The 21,579-nt window shown below is 66.5% G+C and carries 21 protein-coding genes, 2 tRNA genes and 1 pseudogene; 12 read left to right on the forward strand and 12 right to left on the reverse strand.

Annotation, left to right across the window (positions count from 1 at the left end):
• Positions 1-12 precede the first annotated feature (12 nt).
• The 3 genes and pseudogenes from DKG74_RS11115 to DKG74_RS22510 form a co-directional block, all read left to right on the forward strand.
• A tRNA-Arg gene (locus DKG74_RS11115) sits at positions 13-89 on the forward strand.
• 113 nt (positions 90-202) lie between these two features.
• Entirely contained in the window at positions 203-355 is a 153-nt protein-coding gene (locus tag DKG74_RS22050) for a hypothetical protein (RefSeq protein ID WP_207779323.1), read from the forward strand.
• A 16-nt stretch (positions 356-371) separates the two neighbouring features.
• Positions 372-512: pseudogene (locus DKG74_RS22510) on the forward strand (BrnA antitoxin family protein); the annotation flags it as partial.
• Between the two features lie 11 nt (positions 513-523).
• Here DKG74_RS22510 and DKG74_RS11125 read toward each other — a convergent pair.
• Complete coding sequence (locus tag DKG74_RS11125; RefSeq protein ID WP_133251565.1) at positions 524-1,051, reverse strand: tetratricopeptide repeat protein; 528 nt, start codon at positions 1,049-1,051, stop codon at positions 524-526.
• A gap of 359 nt (positions 1,052-1,410) precedes the next feature.
• Here DKG74_RS11125 and DKG74_RS11130 point away from each other — a divergent pair, with 359 nt between their 5' ends.
• The gene (locus DKG74_RS11130) at positions 1,411-1,986 is read left to right on the forward strand and encodes a hypothetical protein (RefSeq protein WP_109905697.1); all 576 of its coding nucleotides are present in this window, start codon (positions 1,411-1,413) and stop codon (positions 1,984-1,986) included.
• Between the two features lie 93 nt (positions 1,987-2,079).
• Here DKG74_RS11130 and DKG74_RS11135 read toward each other — a convergent pair.
• Positions 2,080-2,173: transfer RNA gene (locus tag DKG74_RS11135), tRNA-Ser, on the reverse strand.
• 220 nt (positions 2,174-2,393) lie between these two features.
• Here DKG74_RS11135 and fabD point away from each other — a divergent pair.
• The 6 genes from fabD (at position 2,394) to DKG74_RS11165 (ending at position 9,922) form a co-directional block, all read left to right on the forward strand.
• Positions 2,394-3,338 (forward strand): ACP S-malonyltransferase, encoded by a 945-nt coding sequence (gene fabD / locus DKG74_RS11140; RefSeq protein WP_109905699.1) that lies wholly within the window; start codon positions 2,394-2,396, stop codon positions 3,336-3,338.
• Between the two features lie 11 nt (positions 3,339-3,349).
• Complete coding sequence (fabG, locus tag DKG74_RS11145; RefSeq protein ID WP_109905701.1) at positions 3,350-4,090, forward strand: 3-oxoacyl-[acyl-carrier-protein] reductase; 741 nt, start codon at positions 3,350-3,352, stop codon at positions 4,088-4,090.
• Between the two features lie 210 nt (positions 4,091-4,300).
• A complete protein-coding gene (locus tag DKG74_RS11150; protein WP_109905704.1) occupies positions 4,301-4,537 on the forward strand; it encodes an acyl carrier protein in 237 nt (78 codons plus the stop codon).
• A 40-nt stretch (positions 4,538-4,577) separates the two neighbouring features.
• Positions 4,578-5,840 (forward strand): beta-ketoacyl-ACP synthase II, encoded by a 1,263-nt coding sequence (fabF, locus tag DKG74_RS11155; protein WP_109905706.1) that lies wholly within the window; start codon positions 4,578-4,580, stop codon positions 5,838-5,840.
• A 19-nt stretch (positions 5,841-5,859) separates the two neighbouring features.
• Complete coding sequence (mltG, locus tag DKG74_RS11160) at positions 5,860-6,828, forward strand: endolytic transglycosylase MltG (protein ID WP_207779324.1); 969 nt, start codon at positions 5,860-5,862, stop codon at positions 6,826-6,828.
• 130 nt (positions 6,829-6,958) lie between these two features.
• Positions 6,959-9,922 carry a beta strand repeat-containing protein gene (locus DKG74_RS11165; protein WP_109905708.1) on the forward strand — a complete coding sequence of 988 codons (2,964 nt, stop codon included), beginning with the start codon at positions 6,959-6,961 and terminating at the stop codon, positions 9,920-9,922.
• Between the two features lie 17 nt (positions 9,923-9,939).
• Here the strand turns inward: DKG74_RS11165 and DKG74_RS11170 are convergent, their stop codons facing one another.
• Positions 9,940-10,707: an SDR family NAD(P)-dependent oxidoreductase gene (locus tag DKG74_RS11170; RefSeq protein ID WP_243404098.1), complete on the reverse strand. Its 768-nt coding sequence runs from the start codon at positions 10,705-10,707 to the stop codon at positions 9,940-9,942.
• A gap of 71 nt (positions 10,708-10,778) precedes the next feature.
• Here DKG74_RS11170 and DKG74_RS11175 point away from each other — a divergent pair, with 71 nt between their 5' ends.
• Both DKG74_RS11175 and gmk read left to right on the forward strand, forming a co-directional pair.
• Positions 10,779-11,669 carry a YicC/YloC family endoribonuclease gene (locus DKG74_RS11175; protein ID WP_243404099.1) on the forward strand — a complete coding sequence of 297 codons (891 nt, stop codon included), beginning with the start codon at positions 10,779-10,781 and terminating at the stop codon, positions 11,667-11,669.
• Positions 11,670-11,679: 10 nt separating this feature from the next.
• Complete coding sequence (gene gmk, locus DKG74_RS11180; RefSeq protein WP_207779325.1) at positions 11,680-12,321, forward strand: guanylate kinase; 642 nt, start codon at positions 11,680-11,682, stop codon at positions 12,319-12,321.
• A 64-nt stretch (positions 12,322-12,385) separates the two neighbouring features.
• Here the strand turns inward: gmk and DKG74_RS11185 are convergent, their stop codons facing one another.
• The 9 genes from DKG74_RS11185 to DKG74_RS11225 form a co-directional block, all read right to left on the reverse strand.
• Positions 12,386-14,431, reverse strand: a complete 2,046-nt coding sequence (locus DKG74_RS11185) for an ATP-binding cassette domain-containing protein (RefSeq protein ID WP_109905712.1) — start codon at positions 14,429-14,431, stop codon at positions 12,386-12,388.
• A gap of 55 nt (positions 14,432-14,486) precedes the next feature.
• On the reverse strand, positions 14,487-15,254 hold the full coding sequence (locus DKG74_RS11190) for a S8 family serine peptidase (protein ID WP_109905714.1): 768 nt from the start codon (positions 15,252-15,254) through the stop codon (positions 14,487-14,489).
• Between the two features lie 12 nt (positions 15,255-15,266).
• Positions 15,267-15,905, reverse strand: coding sequence for a GAF domain-containing protein (locus DKG74_RS11195; RefSeq protein ID WP_165837641.1), 639 nt, complete (start codon positions 15,903-15,905; stop codon positions 15,267-15,269).
• A 147-nt stretch (positions 15,906-16,052) separates the two neighbouring features.
• Positions 16,053-18,821, reverse strand: a complete 2,769-nt coding sequence (locus tag DKG74_RS11200; protein WP_109905718.1) for a hypothetical protein — start codon at positions 18,819-18,821, stop codon at positions 16,053-16,055.
• Positions 18,822-19,025: 204 nt separating this feature from the next.
• On the reverse strand, positions 19,026-19,517 hold the full coding sequence (locus tag DKG74_RS11205; RefSeq protein ID WP_109905720.1) for a F0F1 ATP synthase subunit B family protein: 492 nt from the start codon (positions 19,515-19,517) through the stop codon (positions 19,026-19,028).
• 12 nt (positions 19,518-19,529) lie between these two features.
• On the reverse strand, positions 19,530-20,102 hold the full coding sequence (locus tag DKG74_RS11210; RefSeq protein ID WP_109905722.1) for a F0F1 ATP synthase subunit B family protein: 573 nt from the start codon (positions 20,100-20,102) through the stop codon (positions 19,530-19,532).
• A 32-nt stretch (positions 20,103-20,134) separates the two neighbouring features.
• Positions 20,135-20,359, reverse strand: coding sequence for a F0F1 ATP synthase subunit C (locus tag DKG74_RS11215; protein WP_109905724.1), 225 nt, complete (start codon positions 20,357-20,359; stop codon positions 20,135-20,137).
• A 43-nt stretch (positions 20,360-20,402) separates the two neighbouring features.
• Positions 20,403-21,146 (reverse strand): F0F1 ATP synthase subunit A, encoded by a 744-nt coding sequence (locus DKG74_RS11220; RefSeq protein WP_109905726.1) that lies wholly within the window; start codon positions 21,144-21,146, stop codon positions 20,403-20,405.
• 17 nt (positions 21,147-21,163) lie between these two features.
• Entirely contained in the window at positions 21,164-21,502 is a 339-nt protein-coding gene (locus DKG74_RS11225; protein ID WP_109905728.1) for an AtpZ/AtpI family protein, read from the reverse strand.
• Positions 21,503-21,579 lie beyond the last annotated feature (77 nt).

The following is a 21,579-nucleotide window of genomic DNA, read 5'->3' on the forward strand; positions in this document are numbered from 1 at the left end:
AGGCGCCCCCGCGGCCCCGTAGCTCAGCTGGATAGAGCACCCGCCTTCTAAGCGGGATGTCGCAGGTTCGAGCCCTGCCGGGGTCGCCATTGCGTTCGGGCCGCCAATGGTAAGGCACTGATAGGCAGGCGCTGCTGTCCGTTTCGCAGGCGATTTCGGTCATTTCGATGCGGCCGGCCAGCCGAAAGGAAAGGGGCTTCTGATGCGCGAGAAATTCTCATCAAAGCACCCGCTTGGCGATGCGGAGGAAGCGGAAATCCAGAAGATGATCGCCAGCGATCCGGATGCTCCCGAGCTGACCGACGAACAGTTGAAGCAGGGTAAGCCTTTCAGGGAGGCCTTGCCGGAGCTTTAAGTCAGCATCCAGAGGTCGCGCGGGCGCCCCCCGGCTGGACAACGCGAAGGAGGCGGTCACGCTCCGTCTCGATCCGGGCGCCGTCGCGAGGTTCAAGGCTTTGGGCGAGGATGGGCGCGCCAGGATGGCTGATATTCTCGAAAAGGCCATGCCCTGACGGGACAGGGTTTATCCTTGTGTCGCGCCGCCGCGCAAACGCGTGATGTCTTCGAGCAGGATCGCCGCCGAGACATAGAGCCGGCCCGGCCGGCAGGCCGGCAGCGGGGGTGTTGGGGAAGCCTTGGCGCATTCGCGTTCCGCCGCGTCCAGGTCCCCGATGGCGATGTAGCAATCCGCCAGTTGCAGGTTGGCGTAGGTCTCGAACCAGCCTTCCTCGTCCATCGAGATAGCCGTCAGCCAGGACTGGATCGCGTCCGGCCATCGCTCCAGCGCCATCTGCAACGCTGCGCGTTGCGCGAAGTCGCTGACGAAATCATAGCCCTGCAGCGCCATCGAGAGATCGAGATCGGCAAGGGCACGCGCCGGCATTCGCATATAGGTAAAGACCCTGCTGCGCGCGGCGAAGCCCACCGCGTCCTGCGGATGTTTGCGGCAATGCTCCTCGCAAATCTTCAGCGCGGCGGTAAAATCCTTGCTGCTTCGGCCATGGTCCAGCGCGGCATCGAGGCCTTCGATGGTGGGCCAAAACATGACCATCTGCTGCTCCTTGGACATAAGGTCACCCGAAGGAATCATTCGCCATCTGACTGGATTACCGCCGCACCGCTGACGGATCAGCCCCATCAACCAGTCATTAAAGCCGTGACCTCGAAGGCCTCGTTCCATCGGGTATCGGCGGTCATTCAGCAGCCTCAGTTTTATGGAACATAGCAAGAACATTTTGGCCGGTTTTTGTCAATCCGAGATTGTTTCGTTGCCATTGATCGGTTGCATTTCCAGTCATGCGGCCCGGCCGTGAAGGTGGGGCTTCTGTCGTCCGGGTCGCCAGTTCAAGCGGGGATTGAACGGACGTCACCGCGCGACGACATTGAGGGGGCGCTCAAGGGAGTCCGATCATGCGGCGGCAGAAGAAGTCTTCACGGCGAACGGTTTTCGTCGCCGCGCTGGCGCTGGGCTGCGGCGCCTGTACCAGCGATACCCTCCCCAAGGAATGGGCGCCGGAAGAGTCTGACGAGGGTTGCGGCTGGATCAGTCTGCGCTACCACGCCAAGGGCACCTCGGCCTCGTCCGTCGGGCAGCCGCCGACAGTCCCTCTGGTCTTCGTGCTTCAGCCCGGTGTCGTCGACGGCGCGCGGGACGACTATAAAAAGCCGGCGGAGGTCGATGTCGTGGCGCTCGAATGGCGGCCGGGAGAAAGCGTGCTGCGGGTCGATCAGATCGGCTCGGGCGTGCCGCCTTTCGATCTGAATTTCGTCTGCGAGCAGGGCCAGCTGAAGCACGAAGCCACGGGCCCTTCCAACTCGAAGGACTGGGTCGGGGTCGGCGGCGAGGATATCGTGCTGTGGCGGGCGCCCGATGGTGCTCTGGTGATCCACAACAGGCAATGGATGGCCATGGCGATCTATATGATGCTGCCACTGGCCGGCGGCAGTTCGTGGCACGGACGGTTCGAGCCCGCCATCACGCCCTGAGCGCGTGACCCTGAATCGCTTGGGGCCTCAACGAAAAAAGCCCCGATCGGGGCTTTATCGGCGGCGCCGAGGCACTGGCTGTCGAGGAGGCTCTGGCGGAGTCGGAGGGATTCGAACCCTCGATAGGGGTTTAAGCCCCTATAACGGTTTAGCAAACCGCCGCCTTCAGCCGCTCGGCCACGACTCCGTATCAGAGGCGCCTGTGTAGCCAAGCCCGTCGGCGAAGTCAAACGATAGACGCATCGGCTTCAGGGCGGGCGAAAAGGATGGATCGGAAGGCATCGACCGGATTCTTTTACCTTCATCCCGGCGCGATGGCACGGTCCTGGCGGTACACTTCCTTGACAGAGACGGCCGTCACGGGCAAACACCCGGCGCAGCAGACCACAGGATACGGGTTCGACCTCATGCATCGCGCTTTCACCTTTCCCGGCCAGGGATCGCAGTCGGTCGGCATGGGACGGGAAATCCACGATGCCTTTCCGGTCGCCCGCGAGGTGTTCCAGGAAATCGACGACACGCTGGGTCAGAAACTCTCGGCCCTGTGCTTTTCCGGCCCCATCGAGGAACTGAACCTGACCGAGAACACCCAGCCGGCGCTCATGGCGGTCAGCCTCGCGGTCTGGCGGGTGATCGAGACGGAATCGGGCAAGACATTCTCGGACATCGTCGATTTTGCCTGTGGTCACAGCCTCGGCGAATATTCGGCGCTCTGCGCGGCGGGGGCGCTGTCCATCGCCGACACGGCGCGCGCCCTGCGCATCCGCGGCCGCGCCATGCAGCAGGCGGTGCCCGTCGGGGTTGGCGGCATGGCCGTGCTGCTGGGCATGGAGTTCGACGCGGCCCAGGCGGTCGCGGCCGAAGTTTCGACGGCGCAGGAATTCGTCGCTGCCGCCAACGACAATGGCGGCGCGCAGGTGGTGATTTCCGGTCACAAGGCGGCGCTGGAGCGGGCCGGGGCCCTCGCCCTGACGCGCGGCGCCAAGCGGGTGATGCCGCTTTCGGTCAGCGCGCCCTTCCACTGCGACCTGATGCAGCCCGCCGCCGACGTGATGCGCGATGCCCTCGACCGGATCGTGATCCGGCCGCCGTCGGTGCCCATAGTCGCCAATGTGACGGCCGGCCCGGTCAGCGACCCGGAAGAAATCAAGGGCCTGCTGATCCGGCAGGTCACCGGCGCGGTGCGCTGGCGCGAATCCGTGCTGCGGCTGAAGGCCGATGGCGTGCACAATCTCTATGAGGTCGGCGCCGGCAAGGTGCTGACCGGCCTCGTCAAGCGCATCGACAAGGATCTGACGGGGGCCACCGTCGGCACCCCGGCCGAAGTCGAAGCTTTCCTCAAGACCCTTTGAAGGATCCAGCCATGTTCGATCTTTCCGGCAAGGCGGCCCTCGTCACCGGCGCTTCGGGTGGCATCGGCGCGGCCATCGCCCGCGCGCTCCACGGCGCGGGGGCCAAGGTCGGTCTGTCCGGCCGCAAGGTCGAGGCGCTCGAATCGCTGGCGGCCGAACTCGGCGGCGAGCGCGTAGCGGTGCTGCCGGGCGAACTCGGCGACGCGGCAGAGGTCGAGGCCCTGGCCGAGAAGGCCGAAAGCGCCCTCGGCCAGGTCGACATCCTGGTGAACAACGCCGGCCTGACCCGCGACATGCTGTTCATGCGCCTGTCGGACGAGATGTGGGACGAGGTGATCGCGGTCAACCTGACCGGCGCCTTCCGCCTCACCCGCGCGGTCTCCCGCGGCATGATGCGCCGGCGCTACGGCCGCATCATTTCCGTTACCTCGGTCGTCGGCACCATGGGCAACGCGGGGCAGGCCAATTATGCTGCCTCGAAGGCGGGGCTCGTCGGCATGACCAAGTCGCTGGCGCAGGAAATCGCGACGCGCAACGTCACGGTGAACTGCGTCGCGCCCGGTTTCATCGCCACGGCGATGACCGATGTGCTGAACGACAAGATCAAGGAAGCGACACTGGCCAAGATTCCGGCCAATCGATTCGGCAAGCCCGAGGACGTGGCGGCGGCAGTCGCCTTCCTCGCTTCGGGCGAAGCCGGGTACATCACCGGCCAGACCCTCCATGTGAATGGCGGCATGGCCATGATTTGACCCGAAAAGGCGCGGGAATCCGCCCGGTGGCGGCGCTGGCAATGGTCGTGCGATTATGTTACGAAGCCAGCCGTCGGTTGCCGGAAGGAAACGCGCCGGTCGCGGCCTGGCAGCCGGGACCGCCACGGTCTGGCGGCATCGGGAAGCCAGCTGCTTCGGGGCATCAACAGACTGGCGTCTAGGCGCCGCGTTTAGAGCAGGGGAAATGGAATGAGCGATATTGCCGAGCGCGTAAAGAAGATCGTCGTCGAGCACCTCGGCGTCGACGAGGACAAGGTGGTCGAGACCGCTTCCTTCATCGACGATCTGGGCGCGGACTCGCTCGACCAGGTTGAGCTGGTCATGGCCTTCGAAGAAGAATTCGGCGTGGAAATCCCGGATTCGGCCGCTGAAAAGATCCAGACGGTCAAGGACGCGATCTCCTTCATCCAGGAGAACGTCGCCTGATCCAGGCGACGTATCCCGCACAGTCGCGCGCAGACCTCCCATGAGGCGCGTCGTCGTCACCGGACTCGGCCTGGTCACCCCGCTGTCGTGCGGGGTCGAGGAGACGTGGACCCGTCTTCTCGCCGGCCAGTCGGGCATCCGGCCCATCACCGCCTTCGATGTTTCCGACCTGTCGACCAAATACGCGGCCAATGTGCCGCGCGGCGACGGGACCGACGGCACCTTCAATCCCGACCAGTGGATGGAGCCGAAGGAACAGCGCAAGGTAGATGACTTCATCATCTTTGCCGTCGCCGCCGCCTCCCAGGCCGTGCAGGATGCCGGTTGGGAAGCCCCCTCGGCGGAAGAGGCATTGCGCACCGGCGTGCTCATCGGCTCCGGTATCGGCGGCCTGAACGGCATCGCCGAAGCCGCCATCCTGATGCAGGAGAAGGGCCCGCGCCGTATCAGCCCGTTCTTCATTCCCGGGCGTCTGATCAATCTCGCCTCCGGCCAGGTCTCGATCAAATACGGTTTCAAGGGGCCGAACCACGCGGTCGTCACCGCCTGTTCGACCGGCGCCCATGCGATCGGCGATGCCGCTCGCCTGATCGCGCTCGATGACGCGGACGTCATGGTCGCGGGTGGCACCGAAGGGGCGCTCTGCCGTCTCGGTATCGCCGGCTTCGCCGCCGCGCGCGCCCTGTCTTCCGAATTCGGCGACGATCCGGCCAAGGCCTCGCGGCCCTGGGACCGGGATCGCGACGGCTTCGTCATGGGCGAGGGCGCCGGCATCGTCGTGCTCGAGGAATACGAGCACGCCAAGGCCCGCGGCGCCAAGATCTATGGCGAGATCAAGGGTTATGGCCTTTCGGGCGATGCCTATCACATCACCGCGCCTTCCGAGGACGGCGATGGCGGCTTCCGCTCGATGCAGGCGGCGCTGAAACGCGCCGGGCTGCAGCCGTCCGACATTGATTACGTCAATGCCCATGGCACGTCGACCATGGCCGACGTGATCGAGTTCGGCGCGGTCAAGCGCCTGTTCGGCAATGCCGCTGGCGCGGTGTCCATGTCGTCGACCAAGTCGTCGATCGGTCACCTGCTCGGCGCCGCCGGTTCGGTCGAGGCGATCTTCTGCCTGCTCGCCATGCGCGATCAGGTCGCGCCCGCGACCCTGAACCTCGACAATCCGGCCGACACGGTAGAGGGCATCGACCTGGTGCCCCATACGCCGAAGAAGCGGGAAATCCGCGCCGCCCTGTCGAATTCCTTCGGCTTCGGCGGCACCAATGCGTCTCTGGTCATGACCAGAGTCGACTGACCGACGGGCGCGCACTTCCATGCTGCGCGCCCTTCTGTCGGGCATTTTCGGGCTCGCCCTCCTCGCGGGGGCGGCCGTCCTTTATCTCTATTACGAAATGCAGCGTGCCGGCCCTTCGGTGGAGCCGGTGACGGTGGTGATCGAGCGTGGTACCGGTGTCGAAGGCATCGGCGCGATCCTCGAGACGGCAGGCGCGGTGCGCTCGCGCTACTGGTTGTTGGCGGCCAGCATCGCCCCGGGCGACGAGCGGCCGCTGCAGGCCGGCGAATATGAAATCCCGCCGGGCGCCAGCGCCCTCGCCATCGTGCGCCTGCTGCGCGACGGCAAGGTCGTCGTGCATCGCCTGACCGTGCCCGAGGGCATGGCCGTCGCCGAGATCATGACCCTGGTCGGCGATACCGCGGCCCTGACCGGCAGTCTGCCGCCGACCCCGCCCGAGGGCAGCCTGCTGCCCGAGACCTATAATTTCACGCGGGGCGAGAACCGTTCGGCCATGATCGACCGGATGCGGGCCGCGATGACCGAGGAACTGGCCGCCGCCTGGGCCGCGCGCAGCGCCGACTTGCCCTTCTCGACGCCCGAGGAAGCCCTCGTTCTCGCCTCGATCATCGAGAAGGAAACGGCCCTCGACCGGGAGAGGCGCCATATCGCTGGCGTCTTCGTCAACCGCCTGCGCAAGGGCATGAGGTTGCAGTCCGACCCGACGGTGATCTATGGCATCACGCGGGGCAGCGGCCGCCTCGGCCGCGAGCTGTCGCGCGGCGACCTGACCGCGCCGACCGCATACAACACCTATACGATCCCGGGCCTGCCACCCGGCCCGATCGCCAGCCCCGGCCGGGATTCCCTGCGCGCAGCGGTCAATCCGCTGGCGACCGACGACCTCTATTTCGTCGCCGACGGCACGGGTGGTCATGCCTTCGCCGCCACCCTCGATGCGCATAACCGCAACGTGAAACGCTGGCGGGAGCGCATGGCCGGGCAGTGAGCGGCGGAAGCGGCGGCAGGCGTTGTCGCTGGCCGGGCGGTCATCGGTGTGACGGACGTCACGCGAAATTTCATTGTTTCGTGCTATTTTCCCGCGCGTCATCTGTTTTTATTCGAGCGGGGCAGGCGAAATGGCGACGTATAACGGCACCAACGATAGCGAAATCATCAACGTCACCACGACGTACGATCAGTATAACGGTCTCGGCGGGGATGATGTTTTCGTGCTCAAGTCCTTCACGGGCACAGTCACGCTCAATGGCGGGGCTGGCATCGACACGCTGAGGCTGGCGACGAGCACCCAGTTCGCTTTCCTCAATATCGGCGCCGGGGCGAGCATCGAGGTCCTTGATTTCAACGGCTACATGCTGCGGGGCAATGCCGACGCCAATATTTTCGATCTCGGCGGCGTCACCGGCTATCTGAACACGGAGTGGATCAACCTCGGGGCCGGGAACGACACGCTGACCGGTTCTCTGACCGACGATTATGTCGAAGGCGGTGACGGCAACGACACGCTGCAGGGCGGCGCGGGCAACGACGTGCTGAGCGGCGACGCGGGCGACGACACGCTGGTGGGGGGGGACGGCGACGACACCTTCCAGATCTATGGCACTCTGGGGAACGAAAGCTTCGATGGCGGTGCCGGCAGCGATCAGATCATGCTGACGGGCACGGTCTATGCCCAGAATTTCGCGGTCACCACGGCCAATCTCGTCGAGATCCTTGATTTCAACGGCTACTCGCTCAATGGCACCAGCGGGGCCGATAGCTTCGACCTGCGCGGCATTTCCAGTTTTGTCGACCAGCGCACGATCGACCTCGGGGCCGGCGGCGATACATTCACCGGTTCGGCCCTTGCCGACAATGTGTATGGTGGCGACGGGGACGATGTCCTCAATGGCGAAGCCGGCGACGATCATCTGAACGGCGGCCTCGGCAACGATGAACTCCACGGTGGTGCTGGTGACGATTTCCTCGAAATTAACGGCGTGCCGGGCACTGATCTGTACGACGGCGGCGCCGGCCTCGACCGTGTGATCCTGTCCGGGTCGGTGACGGCCAATATCTTCACGATCAATGCGGCGTCTTCGGTCGAAATTTTCGATTTCAACAGCTATTACTTCAGCGGCACCACCGGGGCCGACCGCATCGACCTGTCCGGCATCAGCGCCTTCGCCAACCAGCGCACGATCGACCTCGGCGACGGCAATGACAGTTTCGTCGGCAGCAAGACGGCCGACGATGTCTATGGTGGCAATGGCAACGACACCCTGAAGGGCGGCACGGGTGACGATTTCCTGGCCGGGGGCGCCGGTGACGACAAGCTCTATGGCCAGGACGGCGACGACACCTTCCTGATCAACGGCGTTTCCGGCGCGGACACTTTCAGCGGCGGCAATGGTTTCGACCGGGTTCGGTTGACTGGCACGGTGACCGCGCAAAAGCTGACGATCGGCACCACGGCCTCGGTCGAAGTGCTCGATTTCGGCAACTATTACCTCAACGGTACCACGGGGGGCGATCGCTTCGACCTCAGCGGTGTCGCCTCCTTCTATAACCAGCGCACGATTGATCTGGGCGCCGGCAACGATGTCTTCATCGGCTCGGCCATTGGCGACGATGTCGCGGGTGGTGAAGGGGCAGATACCTTGAAGGGCGGGGCCGGCGACGATGTGCTGGCCGGCGGTCTTGGCAACGACCAGCTGTTTGGCGAAGCCGGCAACGACACTTTCGTGATCAACGGCACGCCGGGAGCGGACACGTTCAACGGCGGTGACGGCATGGACCGCATCTATCTGTCCGGATCGGTGTCGGCCCAGAGCTTTACCGTCGGCACCGCCGATTCCGTCGAGATCTTCGACTTCGGCAACTATTATTTCAGCGGCACCACCCAGGCCGACACGGTCGACCTGTCGGGGATTCAGTCCTTCTCCAACCAGCGCACGATCGACCTCGGCAACGGCAACGACACGTTCATCGGCTCGGCCACCAATGACGATGTCTATGGCGGCGACGGCGTCGACACGTTGAACGGCGGTCTCGGCAATGACATTCTGAATGGCGGGGCAGGGAACGATACGCTGAACGGCGGCGCCGGTGACGACATCCTGGTCATCAACGGCAACCCGGGTGCCGATGTTTTCAACGGTGGCGACGGTCTGGACAGGGTCCGTCTTTCCGCCTCGGTGTCGGCGCAGAGCCTGACCATCGGTGTCGATGCCTCGGTCGAGCTGCTCGATTTCGGCAGTTATTATCTGAGCGGCACCACCGGCAACGACGTCTTCGACATCAGCGGCATCACCGGCTTCGTCAACCAGCGGACGATCGACCTCGGCAATGGCGATGACCAGTTCATCGGCTCCGCCATCGCCGACGATGTCGACGGTGGGGATGGCGCCGATACGCTGAACGGCGGTCTCGGCAACGACATTCTGGATGGCGGAGCGGGCAACGACACGCTGATCGGCGGCGACGGCAACGACACCTTCCTGATCAGCGGCGCCCCGGGTGTCGACACGTTCAACGGCGGCGCGGGGGCGGACAAACTGCGCCTTGCCGCTTCAGCGGAGGTCTCCAGTCTGACCCTGGGCACGGCTGCCTCGGTCGAGACGATTGATTTCGCCAGTTACAGCCTGAACGGCACCAGCGGTAACGATCGCTTCGACATCCGGGGTGTCACCGCCTTCATCAACCAGCGCCAGATCGACCTCGGCGCCGGCAACGATGTCTTCATCGGCTCGGCGGCCGCCGACAATGTCCAGGGCGGTGCCGGTGACGACAATCTGAAGGGCGGCAGTGGCCAGGATCGCCTCTATGGTGGCGCGGGCGCGGACACGCTGAGCGGCGGCGCCGATAACGACAGCTTTTATTTCACAGCCGGTCAGGCCGGCGGTGACAAGGTCGTCGATTTCAACGGCGCCGGGGCTGGCGTCGGTGACATGCTCTATTTCTCCGGCTATGGCAGCGGGGCGACGTTCGAGCAGGTCGATGCCACGCATTGGCGTGTGAGTTCCAGCAATGGTTCGATCAGCGACCTGATCGAATTCACCAACGGGGCGTCGATCCACAGCAGTGATTTCGTCTTTGTCTGACGAACAGGCGCGGCGGTTCAGCGCCGCCGCGCCATCGCGGCCGCCACCAGCCCCTGCGGCAGCAGGTTGACCAGCTTCAGGCCGGCGACCAGCGGCCAGGGGAAGGCGATGCGGGCGGCATCGCGGGCAAGGCCCCGGGCGATATGCGCCGCGGCCCTGTCGGCGCGCCACAGGAAGGGCATGGCGAAGTCGTTCTTGGCGGTCAGGTCGGTTTCGACGAAACCGGGGCAGATCACATTGACCCGGATGCCCTCCCGCGCCGCCTCGGCCCGCAGACCCTCGCCGAAGACGCGCAGGGCTGCCTTCGAGGCGCAATAGGGCGCCGCCCCCGGTCCGCCCTGAAACCCGGCGAGCGAGGCGACAAGGGCGATCTGGCCCGCCCGCCGCGGCAGCATGTGGTCGAGGGCGAGCAGCGCGGTTTCGACGGCGGCGTCGATATTGACCGCGAAGATGCGCCGCGCCGCCCGCCGCAGGTCGGGCAGGCCCTTGTTGGTATCGCCGATGCCGGCATTGACGATCACGAGGTCGAGCGGGGCCACCGCTTCCGCCCGCGCGAAGAACGCGGCGAGGGCGGCCCCGTCGGTCACGTCGAGGAGGCCGGTCACGACGCGGGCGCCCTTCGCCCCGGCCTCCGCCGCCACGCGCTCGAGCGCGGCGGCGTCGCGGGCGCACAGGGCGAGCGTGACACCCGGCGCGGCATAGGCGTGGGCGAGGGCGGCGCCGATGCCCCGGCTGGCGCCGGTAATCAGGATCGCGCGCGGGGGCGTCATGGCAGATCGGGTCATGGTTCGCTTGTCCTTCCGTTGCCCGCAGTGTAAGAGCGCAGCACTTCAAGTCGAATATCGAGGAGCGACCCATGGGCCTGCAGAGCATGACCGGTTTCGCCCGGGTCAGCGGCCCCCTGGGACAGGGCGAGTGCATTTTCGAGGTGAAATCGGTCAATGGCCGCGGCCTCGAAATCCGGATGCGTCTGCCGAACGGTTTCGAGCGGCTGGAACGGGCGTTGCGCGACGTCGCTGGCAAGCGCCTGAAGCGCGGCAACCTGCAGATCCAGATGAATGTGCTGGGCGGCGAGACTGTGGCCCCGCCCCGGATCGACGGCGAGACCCTGCGCCAATATCTCGACCTTGCCCGCGACCTCGCCGCCGCCAACGGGCTGGAGGCGCCCCGGATCGAAGCCCTGATGAGCCTGCCGGGCGTCATCGCGCGGGCCGAAAGCAGTCGCGACGCCGACGAGGAAGAGGGGCAGGACGCCGCCTGTATCGCCCTGTTCGAGCAGGCGGTCGAAGCCCTGCACGGTGCCCGCGCGGCCGAAGGGCGCCATCTGGAAGCGGCGCTGGCCACCCATCTCGACGATATCGAGCGCCTGACCGGCGCGGCCGAGGCACAGGCGGCGACCCAGCCGGCGGCGCTGCGCGACCGCCTGTCGGCCCAGCTCGCCGATCTGCTGAAGGACAAGGCCGGTCAGGTCTCGGCCGAGCGGCTGGCGCAGGAAGTCGCCCTGCTGGCGGTGAAGGCCGATGTGCGCGAGGAAATCGACCGCCTGCGCGCCCATGTCGCCGAAGCGCGCAAATTGCTGAAACAGGGTGACGGGGTGGGCCGCCGGCTCGACTTCCTCGCCCAGGAATTCAACCGCGAGGCCAATACGCTGTGCTCGAAGTCGACCGACGTCGAGCTGACGCGCCTCGGCCTCGACCTCAAGACCAGTGTCGACCGCCTGCGCGAGCAGGTGCAGAACGTCGAGTGATCAGGACTTCATGATGGCTTCCCACGGGATCGACCGCCGCGGTCTGATGCTGGTGCTGTCCTCGCCCTCGGGCGCGGGCAAGACCACCATCTCGCGCCGCCTGCTCGAAAGCGAGCCCCGCCTCGAAATGTCCGTGTCGGTGACGACGCGGCCGCGCCGCCCGGGCGAGGTCGAAGGCCGGGACTACTGGTTCGTCAGCCCGGTGGATTTCAACATCGCGGTCAACGAGAAGACCCTGCTCGAATGGGCCAAGGTCTTCGGCAATTACTACGGCACGCCCAAGGGCCCGGTGAACGACGCGCTGGCCGCCGGGCGCGACGTCCTCTTCGATATCGACTGGCAGGGCACCCAGCAGTTGGTCGAACACGCGCGGGACGATCTCGTCTCGATCTTCATCCTGCCGCCCTCGACGAAGGAGCTGGAGCGCCGCCTGCGCCAGCGCGCCCAGGACCCGGAAGACGTGGTCGCGGCGCGCATGGCCAAGGCTTCCGATGAAATCAGCCATTGGGCCGAATACGACTATGTCGTCCTCAACGAGGATGTCGACCGCACCCTCGCCCAGGTGAAGGCGATCCTCCACGCCGAGCGGCTGAAGCGCCGGCGCCAGACCGGCCTCGGCGAATTCGTCAAGCGCCTGCGCGCCGGCGCCTGAGGGCATCGGGAACCCTCCCACCCCTCGTCATGCCGGCGCAGGCCGGCATCTTTGGCCGGCGCGCTTACGTCTTCGCCACCTTGGCGATGGCGGGCAGGGGCACCCGCTCGATGTCGAGGTGATCGGTCGAGGTGGCGCGGCGGCGGGCATCGACGAAGCGGGCGAAGAGATTGCCCCCGCTCGCGATCAGGGCCTGCGGCGCCCCGGCCGAGACGAAGGTGCCGCTGTCGATGCAGACCACTTCGTCGGCGACAGCGGTGACGAAATCGACGTCATGCTCGACCATGATGATCGTCACCTCGCGCGACAGCTCGCGCAGCACGGCGACGAGGCGCGAGGTGGATTCGACGTCGACACCGGTCGAGGGTTCGTCCAGCAGCAGGATGCGCGGCGCGAGGATGAGGGCGCGGGCGAGCGCGACCAGCCGGCGCTGCCCGCCCGACAATGTGCCGGTGCCCGCGGTCTGGGTCACCGGAATGTCCAGCACCCCTTCCGGCCTGATCCGGGTCAGGGCGTCGAGCACGCCCACCCGGCGCAGCACGGCGAGGATGTCCTCGTCGCTGACATCGGGCTTCACCAGCTCGAAATTCTTGCGCAAGGATCCCGACAGCATCAGCGGGAACTGGGACAGGGTGACGACCTGCCGGCGCAGCGATTCCAGCGTATAGGCGGCAAGCGGCCGTCCGCCGATGGAGACCTGCCCGCCCTGCGGATCGTAGAGCCGGACAAGGAGGCGCATCACCGAACTCTTGCCCGAGCCGGAGCCGCCGACGATCGCCGTGATCGCCTGCGCCCGGAAGCGGTGGGAGACACCGTTCAGGATGACGGGCGATTTCGCCGGCGGATAGCCGAAGGTGACGCCGGTCAATTCCGCTGTCGCGTCGGTCATGGCGATGTCGGCGGCATCCTTCGCATCGGCGATTTCGGGCTTGGCGTCGATGATCTCGCCAACCGGGCGGATCATCGGCCAGTTGACCGACAGGCCGGTGAAGAAGGTGACCAGTTCCTGGATCGGGCCGACGACCAGCGGCACCATCAGGATGAGGCCGAGCAGGGCGCCGACCGGCGTATCCTTGTCGAAGGAAAAGGCGGCGTAGATCAGCAGGACGGTGGTCAGGATCACCGACATGGAGCCCTGGAACTGTTGCGCCGCCTCGCGCCGCAGGGTCGCGCGCAGCTTGGCCGCCATGACCGACTGCAGCCGCTCGGCGATGGAGCGGGAACGCTGGGCATGGGCGCGCATCAGCTGGACTTCGAGCGGCTGGGCCGTCGAATTGCCCAATTCGTCGGCGAAGGCCGCTTCCTCGGCCCGGACCTGCTCGAAGGCGCGGCCGACCACGCCGGACAGTTTCCAGCCGATCAGCGGAATGATCACGACGAGCGCCAGCAGGATCCAGCGCGCCAGCGGCGGAATGCCGGCGAAGGCCGACAGATTGCCGGCGAGGAAGATGCCCGCGGTGACGAGGCCGACGCCGCGGGTGAGCGGATAGGCGAGGATTTCGCGCAGGGTGAACTGCGCCCCGGCCGAGAAATTATTGATGATCTGTACCAGCTGCGGCCCGGTCACCTTGCCGTGGAACTGCGGGCCGAGCAGCAGCATCCGGTCGTGCAGCAGGTGGCGCAGGGCGACCAGCATCTTCTCGTTCGACCAGGTGGTGACCAGCTTGCTGGCCATCGACAGCAGGATGACGATGACGGCGAGCACGGCATAGAGGAGGGCCATCCACTTCGGATCGGCGGTGCCCTTGCCCTCCAGCGCCGCGGTGAGCGAGACCAGCACCTGCTGGGAATAGGGCGTCAGCGCGTTGACGAGGGCGGCGAGACCGACCGAGCCGAGGAAGGGCAAGGGCGCCGATTTCGCCAGCATCACCGCCCAGCGCAGCAGCTTCCTGAACTGCATCGGCTCGGGCGGGAAGGGCATCCCGGGGAAACCGGGGCCGCCCGGGCCCTTCATGCCACCGGGCGGCATCCCACCGGGAGGCATCGGACCCTTCATGCCGCCGGGCGGCATCCCGGGCGGCGGGCCAGCCTTCGGCGCACCGGCCAGCGGCAGGGGAATGCCCTGCGGCGGCGGACCTTTCATTTCGGCACCGGGGGCGGGGCTTTTCATTCCAGCGCCCGGGGCGGGGCTTTTCATTCCGGCGCCCGGGGCGCCGGGCGGGCCTTCAGACATTGCCATGGGCGCGGGCTTTCAGGATGGTCTTCAGCTCGAACTGGCGGAGTTGGGGCCAGCGGCCGAGGAACAGGCAGCACATGCCGGTGACGGTCGGCGTCGCGAAACTGGTGCCAGTCTTCACGGTATAGCCGCCGCCCGGCGCGGGCACGGTCAGATCGTTGCCGAGGGTGGCGAATTCGATCAGGCCCTGTTCGATGAAATGCAGGCTCATCGGCTCGACCTGATGATTGTCGATCGAGATGACGCTGGAGAATTCCGCCGGCAGGCCCTCGTCGGTCACGGGGACGTTGCGCTTGGCCGCGACCACCACCTGATTGCGCTGATAGGCGCTTTCGCACAGCTTGTAGAGCGGTTCGCGCTGCGAGGCGGGAATGGCCAGGCTCATGTTCACCAGCCGGTGACGCTGGGCGAGGACATGGCGGAAGGCGACGAGCGAGGCGGTGGGATCGCCCTTGTTGCGGGCGTCGAGCACGCGGATGTCGTGGATGCGGGCATTGGGCGCGATGCGGGCGATGATGCCGGCGACCGCGGTGCCATGGCCGAAGGTATCGTTGTTGATGCCGGTCTCGAGCGGATGGACGGCAAGGCGGCCATCCTCATCCTCCACCGTCCATTGGCTGACGACGCGGCCGGCGAGGTCGGGATGGGTGGCGTCGATGCCGGAATCGATCACGGCGACCTCCACAGGGGCGAGATCGCTCGTGGCCAGCTCGTCGAAGCGGGCGGCCGAGGCTTCGGTAATCGCGACAGAAGACATGGGCGCGGCCGGTCAGATGGCGATATCGGCCATCTGCTCGAACAATTGGGCAAGGCGCGGCAGGCGATCCGGCCGGTTGCGCGCGACCGAGGCCATGGCGGCGAGGATGCGCGCCTCTTCCGGCCCGAAGCCGGCGGTGGTGACATCGCCCGTGCCGCCCGAAAGCTCGCGCAACCGGCTGTGCTGGTCCAGCATCAGGGCGGCGACGGTGGCGAAATTGCCATAGGCGCGGCCGTCGTCGGTGGTGAAGCGATAGCCCGGCTTGAAGCGCACGCCGGTCAGCACGCCGATCAGCGTGTCGCCCGAAACCATGGGCGCGGCGATGACGGCGGAAGGCTCGCCCTCGACCCCGGTCGCCTTGTTGGCGTCGTCGACCGTCTTGAAGGTGGGGGCGCCGATCTGCACCTCGTGGGTCAGGGCGGCAAGGCCGGTCAGGCCGGCGCCGATCGGCACGCGCTGACCGATCAGGCTGGACGGGCCGTTCACGGTCATGACGAAGCGCAGGTCGTTGGCATCGCGATCATAGGCGAGGACCGAGCCTTCGGCCGCATCGACGGTGCGAATCGCGGTCTCGAGCAGGAGACGCAGAACGCCCTCCTCGCGGGTCGACGGCGCGATGCCGAGATAGCGGCTCAGAAACGAACGATCCATGGCCATAAGGCTTCCCCCCTTTGAGCGGCGGCGAGTGTAGCAGCATGTCGCCGACACTGCGACAGGGGGCACGATCCTGCGATGAGGGAGATCACAGGGGGGGGGCGATCACAGGGGGGCGGCCGGCCCCCCTGTGACAGGCGCCGGTCAGAGACCGAGCAACCCGGCCAGCAGCCCGGTGGTGGGCGAGGTCGTGACCGTGTCGGCCACGGTGCCCAGATCCTGACCGCCGCCGAGACCGCCGAGGATCGTGTTCAGCGTGTCGATGAGCGGGGTCAGCGCGCCGGTATCGACCCCGACGAGGCCGTCGACCAGCTGGGTCAGCGGCGCGAGGGCGCCGCCGTCGAGCGCGGTCAGGTCGTTCAGCGGCTGGGTCAGGCCGGCCAGCGCGGCGCCCTGATCGGTCGCGGTCAGGGTGGTCAGCAGGTCGGTCAGCGGCTGGATCGCCGTCGTGTCGCCCAGGCTGTCGAGGACGCCGTTCACCGTGTCGATCAGGCCCGCCGTCGCGCTGCCGCCGGACAGCGAGCCGCCGAGCAGGTCCGCCAGCTGGCCGAGGCCCGGCAGGCTGGACAGGCCCGACGCGATATCGGTCGGATCGGCCCCGGCGGCGAAACCGCCGAGGATGGTGTTCAGCGTGTCGACCAGCGGGTTCAGTGCCGCCGTGTCGGTGCCCGCCAGGGCGCCGGTCAGCTCGGTCAGTGGGGCGAGCGGGCCGCCGTCGAGCGCGGTCAGCTCGTTCAGCGCCGAGGTCAGCGGGCTGAGGCCGCCATCGACCGGGTTGGTCAGGGCGTTGAGGAGGTCGGTCAGCGGCTGGATCGCGGTGTTGTCGCCGAGGTCGCCCAGCACATTGTTCACGAGGTCGATCAACCCGGTGTCGATGCCCCCGGTCAGCGGCGTGCCGCCGAACAGATCGGCGAGGGCGCCGGTCGAGGGCAGGCTGGACAGGCCGGTGGCGATATCGGTCGGGCTGGCGCCCGCGGCGAGGCCGCCCAGAATGCCGTTCAGCGTGTCGACCAGCGGGTTCAGCGCCGCGTTATCCGTGCCCGCCAGCGTGCCGACCAGCTGGGTCAGCGGGCCGAGGGGGCCGCCATCGACCGCGGTCAGGTCGTTGAGCGCGCCGGTCAGCGGGGCGAGGTTGCCGTCGGTCGGGTTGGTCAGCGCGTTGAGGAGATCGGTCAGCGGCTGGATCACCGTGTTGTCGCCAAGATCGGCGAGGGCGGTGTTCACGAGGTCGATCAACCCGGTGTCGCTGCCGCCGGGCAGGGGGATGCCGCCGAACAGGCCGGCCAGCTGGTCGGCGCCGGGTAGGCTCGCCAGGCTGCCGGCGATATCGGTCGGACCGGCGCCCGAGGCAAAGCCGCCGAGGATGCCGTTCAGGGTCTGCACCAGCGGGTTCAGTGCCGCGTTATCGGTCCCGGCGAGGGCGCCGACGAGTTCGGTCAGCGGGCCGAGCGGGCCGCCGTCGACCGCGGTCAACTCGTTGAGCGCGCCGGTCAAGGGGGCGAGGTTGCCATCCGTCGGGTTGGTCAGGGCATTGAGCAGGTCGGTCAGCGGCTGCACGGCGGTATTGTCGCCGAGATCGCTCAGGACATTGTTCACGAGGTCGATCAGGCCCGTGTCGGTGCCGCCGGGCAGGGTCCCGCCCAGGAGGCCGGCCAGGCTGTCGGCGCCCGGCAGGCTGGACAGGCCGCCCGCGATATCGGTCGGGTTGCTGCCGGCGGCAAGACCGCCGATGATGCCGTTCAGCGTGTCGATCAGCGGGGTCAGGGCGCTGTTGTTGGTGCCGACCAGCCCCTGCACCAGTTCGGTCAGCGGACCGAGCGGGCCGCCTTCGATCTGCGTCAGCTGGTTCAGCGGGCCGGTGATCGCATCGAGCGTGCCGCCGTTCGGATCGGTCAGGGCATTGATCAGATCGGTAATCGGTTGCAGCGCCGTGTTGTCGCCGATCTGGTTCACCACATTGTCGACGACATCGACAAGGCCGGTGTCGGGGGCCGTGCTCTGGCAGCCCGGCGTCGCCGGGTCGAGATCGACGGTGCAGCCGGTCGGCGCGGGCGGGGTCACGTCGCCGAAGGGTGTGCCACCGGCGGCGGCACCGGCCGCCCGGCTGATCTGGCGGAGGCCAAAGCCGGTCGAATCGGCGAGGAACAGGTTGGGCCGGTTCAGGCGGCGGTGGATGTCGATCAGGGTCGGGCCGCCCGCCTGCTTCGTGCGGTCGGCGGACAGGATGCTGATGTCGCGGGTGAAATAGAAGCGGATGCCGCCGAAGCCGGCGGCGCCGTCCTCGTCATAGGTGCCGGTGGCGAAAAGCGCGATGCCCGGGCTGTTGGGCAGCAGGGCTTCGACCTGAAGGTCGCCGCCCAGCTTCACCTTGTCGGAATAGGTCAGGCCGGCACCGATGCGGACATTGGGATTGGCATAGAGCGACGCGCCGACGCGGCCATAGACGGTACTTTCGAGAATGTCGCCGTCCTGGAAGCCGATCAGGCCCTCCAGCGTCACATTGTCGATGTAATATTCGGCGATGCCGGCGACGGCGAATTGCGCGTCGCCTTCGAGGAAATAGCCGCCGCCCGCGACGCCGAGCGCCATCCGCTCCGGATCGCGGTAGAACAGCTGGACGGCGCCGCCGGCGAAGCCGAATTCATCGGCCGTCACACCGGCGATGCCGTCGACCTGCAGGCCCAGCTTGTTGCCCAGCGGCATGGTGAAGCTGGGGGCGCCGCCATAGGTGCCGCCATTCGAATCGCCACCCCCGAACAGGCCCACCTGGAAATTGGCTTCGGCGACCGCCCGGCGGCCATAGCCGAACTGGTCAGCGGAAACAGGATAGGCGTCCTGGGCGGCGGCCGGCAGGGCGGCGGCAAGCCCGGTCGCGAGGGCCGTGGACGAGAGCAGGAAACGAAGCTTTGCCATAAGGAACTCCCCGGTGGACGGGCCGAGAGTCGCGGCCCTTTCCGCCTTTATGGCGCCACAATCCTTAATGTATCCGTAATGGGGATAATTACTGACAATGGATGCAATCTGTCGCTGTTGGAACAGGGGCGATCCCAAAGCAAAACCCCGGCAGGTTGCCCTGCCGGGGTTTCAAATCGTGCAGATCTTGATGCTGGCGAAGCGTCAGTTCAGCCGGGTCGCGACCGAAGAAATGGTGTCGCCGATCAGGCGGTCCTTGGCGGCACCGTCGAGCCTGGTCGCGATGATCTCGCGCGCGGCGGCGACGGCGGCTTCGGCCGCGATGCGACGAACCTCGGCGATCGCATTGGCCTCGGCCTGGGCGATCTTGGCCTTGCCGGTCTCGACCTTGCGGGCGAGGGCAGCGGCCAGATCGGCTTCAGCCTTGGCGGCGAGGGCCTCGGCGACAGCCTTGGCCTCGATGACGATCGCTTCCGCTTCCTTGTCGGCGTTCCGGGTCGCCTCGCGATATTTCGCGAGCGCGGCCTCGGCTTCGGCCTTCAGCTTGGCGGCGGCGTCGAGGTCCGCCTTGATCTTCGCGGCCCGGTCGTCCAGCGCCTTGCCCATGGTGCCGGGCACCTTGAGATAGACGATCAGTCCGACGAAGAGCACGAAGGCGACGGCGACCCAGGTTTCCGGATTGGACAGGAATTCCATGATGTCCGCTCCTTAACCGTTGCGGCCGAGGGCGGCATCGACCGCGGAAGCGGCGGATGCGTCGTCGACCTCGATGCCGGCCACCTTGGTGGCGATGGCACGGGCTGCCTCGAGGGCGATGCTGCGCACCTCGGCGAGGGCGGCGGCCTTGGTGGCGTTGATACGCACTTCGGCAGCCTTGGCTTCTTCCGCCAGCTTGGCTTCGAGCTCGGCCTTGCGGGCAGCTGCCGCGGCCTCGATCTGGGCTTTCGCTTCGGCGGCGATGGCATTGGCGCGCTGCCGCGCCGCCGCCAGGGCCTTTTCATAGGCCGCGATCGCCGCTGCCGCTTCGTCCTTCAGACTGACGGCGGTGGCAAGATCACCCTCGAGCTTGGCTTTACGGCCTTCGATCGTGCCCTGCAGCTTCGGCAGCACCAGGGTGCTGAGCAGAACCAGCAGGACGACGAAAGAAATGACCAGCCAGAAGATCTGCGGCGGGAAATCCTCGAAGCGGAGCTGAGGCAGCCCCTTCTTCTCGGCACCCTCGGCCAGCGCCGGGGAGACCGCGGCGGTGGCGAGAGCCAATCCCAGGAAAATTTGCCGCATGACCTGTTCCGATCCCGGTTCGAGTTACGGGATCAGCCGAACAGGACGAGCAGGCCGATCAGCAGCGAGAAGATGCCGAGCGCTTCGGTCAGCGCGGCGCCGAGCAGCAGGTTCGGGAACACCTTCGGGGCGGCCGACGGATTGCGCAGCGCACCGGCGACGAAGTTGGAGAACAGATTGCCGAGGCCGATGCCCACGCCGCCGAGGCCGAGGGTCGCGAGGCCGGCGCCGATCATCTTGGCAGCTTCGACTTCCATGGAACCATTCCTTCTAAGTTAGGAGCTTCTTGCTCTTAGGATATCAGTGGTGAGGGTGGAACGCGTCGTGAAGATAGATGCAGGTCAGGATCGTGAAGATATAGGCCTGCAGGAAGGCGATCAGGACTTCGAGAGCCGTCAGCGCCACAACGAAGAGAAGCGGAACGACACCGGCGACACCGAGGGCGACGACGAAACCGGCGAAGACCTTCAGCGTGGTGTGACCCGCCATCATGTTGGCGAAGAGACGGACGGCGAGGCTGACCGGGCGGGTGAGGTAGGAAATCACCTCGATCACGATCAGCAGTGGCGCCAGCCACATCGGCACGCCCGAAGGCAGGAACACGTGGAAGAAGCCGAAACCATGCTTGACGAGCCCGAGCACGGTGATGCCGAGGATGATGATCAGCGACATGGTCGCCGTCACCGCCAGATGGCTGGTCACCGTGAAGGAGTAGGGCACCATGCCGAGCATGTTGGCCATCAGCACGAAGATGAAGATGGTGAAGACGAAGGGGAAATACTTCATCCCTTCCTTGCCGGCGTTATCGCGCAGCAATCCCGCCACGAACTCGTAGGACAGTTCGGCGATCGACTGCAGCCGGCCCGGCACGATCGCGGCGCGCGAGGTCGCGATCACGAAGAACAGCGTGGACAGGGCGACGATGATCACCATCCACAGCGCGGAATTGGTGAAGGAAATATCGACACCGCCCAGGTTCAAATCGACGAGCCGGGTGATCTCGAACTGCTCAAGAGGACTATGGGCTTCACCGCCTGCGGCCATGTCGAACCTCGAAACTCTCAGCCGCGCGTTGACGAATTCTGCTCTTCACTGGCTTCCGCTTCCGCCTGAAGGCGGCGCGCGGCCCTGATCAGATTCACCGTCCCGGCGGCGGCGCCCAGGAGGAAGAACACGACCATAAACCAAGGTCTCGTGCCGAACCACCGGTCGAGTGCCCATCCGATCAACCCGCCGACGACGAATCCGGAAACGAATTCGACGCCAAGACGCATTGCCGATCCGAAGGCATTCGACGTCCGGGTCGGCGCTTCCGGCTCTGGCGGACCCAGAACGGTTTCGCGCGCTTCCCGAAGGCGCCGGTCGAGATCGGCCAGGGACGGCAGCGGTTCGTCAGTCATGATCAAGAGTACCTTGTCGAGCGGCTAATTCCAGTCGCTCGTCGATGCTTCTCGACCAGACCGAACCCATGCCCCGA

The sequence above is a fragment of the Zavarzinia aquatilis genome (genome assembly GCF_003173035.1).
Taxonomy (GTDB): domain Bacteria; phylum Pseudomonadota; class Alphaproteobacteria; order Zavarziniales; family Zavarziniaceae; genus Zavarzinia; species Zavarzinia aquatilis.

Excerpts from the sequence above, each read along its gene's own strand:
- DKG74_RS22050 (WP_207779323.1), top strand. The coding sequence starts at position 203 with ATGCGCGAGAAATTCTCATCAAAGCACCCGCTTGGCGATGCGGAGGAA.
- DKG74_RS11125 (WP_133251565.1), bottom strand. The coding sequence starts at position 1,051 with ATGGTCATGTTTTGGCCCACCATCGAAGGCCTCGATGCCGCGCTGGAC.
- DKG74_RS11130 (WP_109905697.1), top strand. The coding sequence starts at position 1,411 with ATGCGGCGGCAGAAGAAGTCTTCACGGCGAACGGTTTTCGTCGCCGCG.
- fabD (WP_109905699.1), top strand. The coding sequence starts at position 2,394 with ATGCATCGCGCTTTCACCTTTCCCGGCCAGGGATCGCAGTCGGTCGGC.
- fabG (WP_109905701.1), top strand. The coding sequence starts at position 3,350 with ATGTTCGATCTTTCCGGCAAGGCGGCCCTCGTCACCGGCGCTTCGGGT.
- DKG74_RS11150 (WP_109905704.1), top strand. The coding sequence starts at position 4,301 with ATGAGCGATATTGCCGAGCGCGTAAAGAAGATCGTCGTCGAGCACCTC.
- fabF (WP_109905706.1), top strand. The coding sequence starts at position 4,578 with ATGAGGCGCGTCGTCGTCACCGGACTCGGCCTGGTCACCCCGCTGTCG.
- mltG (WP_207779324.1), top strand. The coding sequence starts at position 5,860 with ATGCTGCGCGCCCTTCTGTCGGGCATTTTCGGGCTCGCCCTCCTCGCG.
- DKG74_RS11165 (WP_109905708.1), top strand. The coding sequence starts at position 6,959 with ATGGCGACGTATAACGGCACCAACGATAGCGAAATCATCAACGTCACC.
- DKG74_RS11170 (WP_243404098.1), bottom strand. The coding sequence starts at position 10,707 with ATGACCCGATCTGCCATGACGCCCCCGCGCGCGATCCTGATTACCGGC.
- DKG74_RS11175 (WP_243404099.1), top strand. The coding sequence starts at position 10,779 with ATGGGCCTGCAGAGCATGACCGGTTTCGCCCGGGTCAGCGGCCCCCTG.
- gmk (WP_207779325.1), top strand. The coding sequence starts at position 11,680 with ATGATGGCTTCCCACGGGATCGACCGCCGCGGTCTGATGCTGGTGCTG.
- DKG74_RS11185 (WP_109905712.1), bottom strand. The coding sequence starts at position 14,431 with ATGAAAAGCCCCGCCCCCGGTGCCGAAATGAAAGGTCCGCCGCCGCAG.
- DKG74_RS11190 (WP_109905714.1), bottom strand. The coding sequence starts at position 15,254 with ATGTCTTCTGTCGCGATTACCGAAGCCTCGGCCGCCCGCTTCGACGAG.
- DKG74_RS11195 (WP_165837641.1), bottom strand. The coding sequence starts at position 15,905 with ATGGATCGTTCGTTTCTGAGCCGCTATCTCGGCATCGCGCCGTCGACC.
- DKG74_RS11200 (WP_109905718.1), bottom strand. The coding sequence starts at position 18,821 with ATGGCAAAGCTTCGTTTCCTGCTCTCGTCCACGGCCCTCGCGACCGGG.
- DKG74_RS11205 (WP_109905720.1), bottom strand. The coding sequence starts at position 19,517 with ATGGAATTCCTGTCCAATCCGGAAACCTGGGTCGCCGTCGCCTTCGTG.
- DKG74_RS11210 (WP_109905722.1), bottom strand. The coding sequence starts at position 20,102 with ATGCGGCAAATTTTCCTGGGATTGGCTCTCGCCACCGCCGCGGTCTCC.
- DKG74_RS11215 (WP_109905724.1), bottom strand. The coding sequence starts at position 20,359 with ATGGAAGTCGAAGCTGCCAAGATGATCGGCGCCGGCCTCGCGACCCTC.
- DKG74_RS11220 (WP_109905726.1), bottom strand. The coding sequence starts at position 21,146 with ATGGCCGCAGGCGGTGAAGCCCATAGTCCTCTTGAGCAGTTCGAGATC.
- DKG74_RS11225 (WP_109905728.1), bottom strand. The coding sequence starts at position 21,502 with ATGACTGACGAACCGCTGCCGTCCCTGGCCGATCTCGACCGGCGCCTT.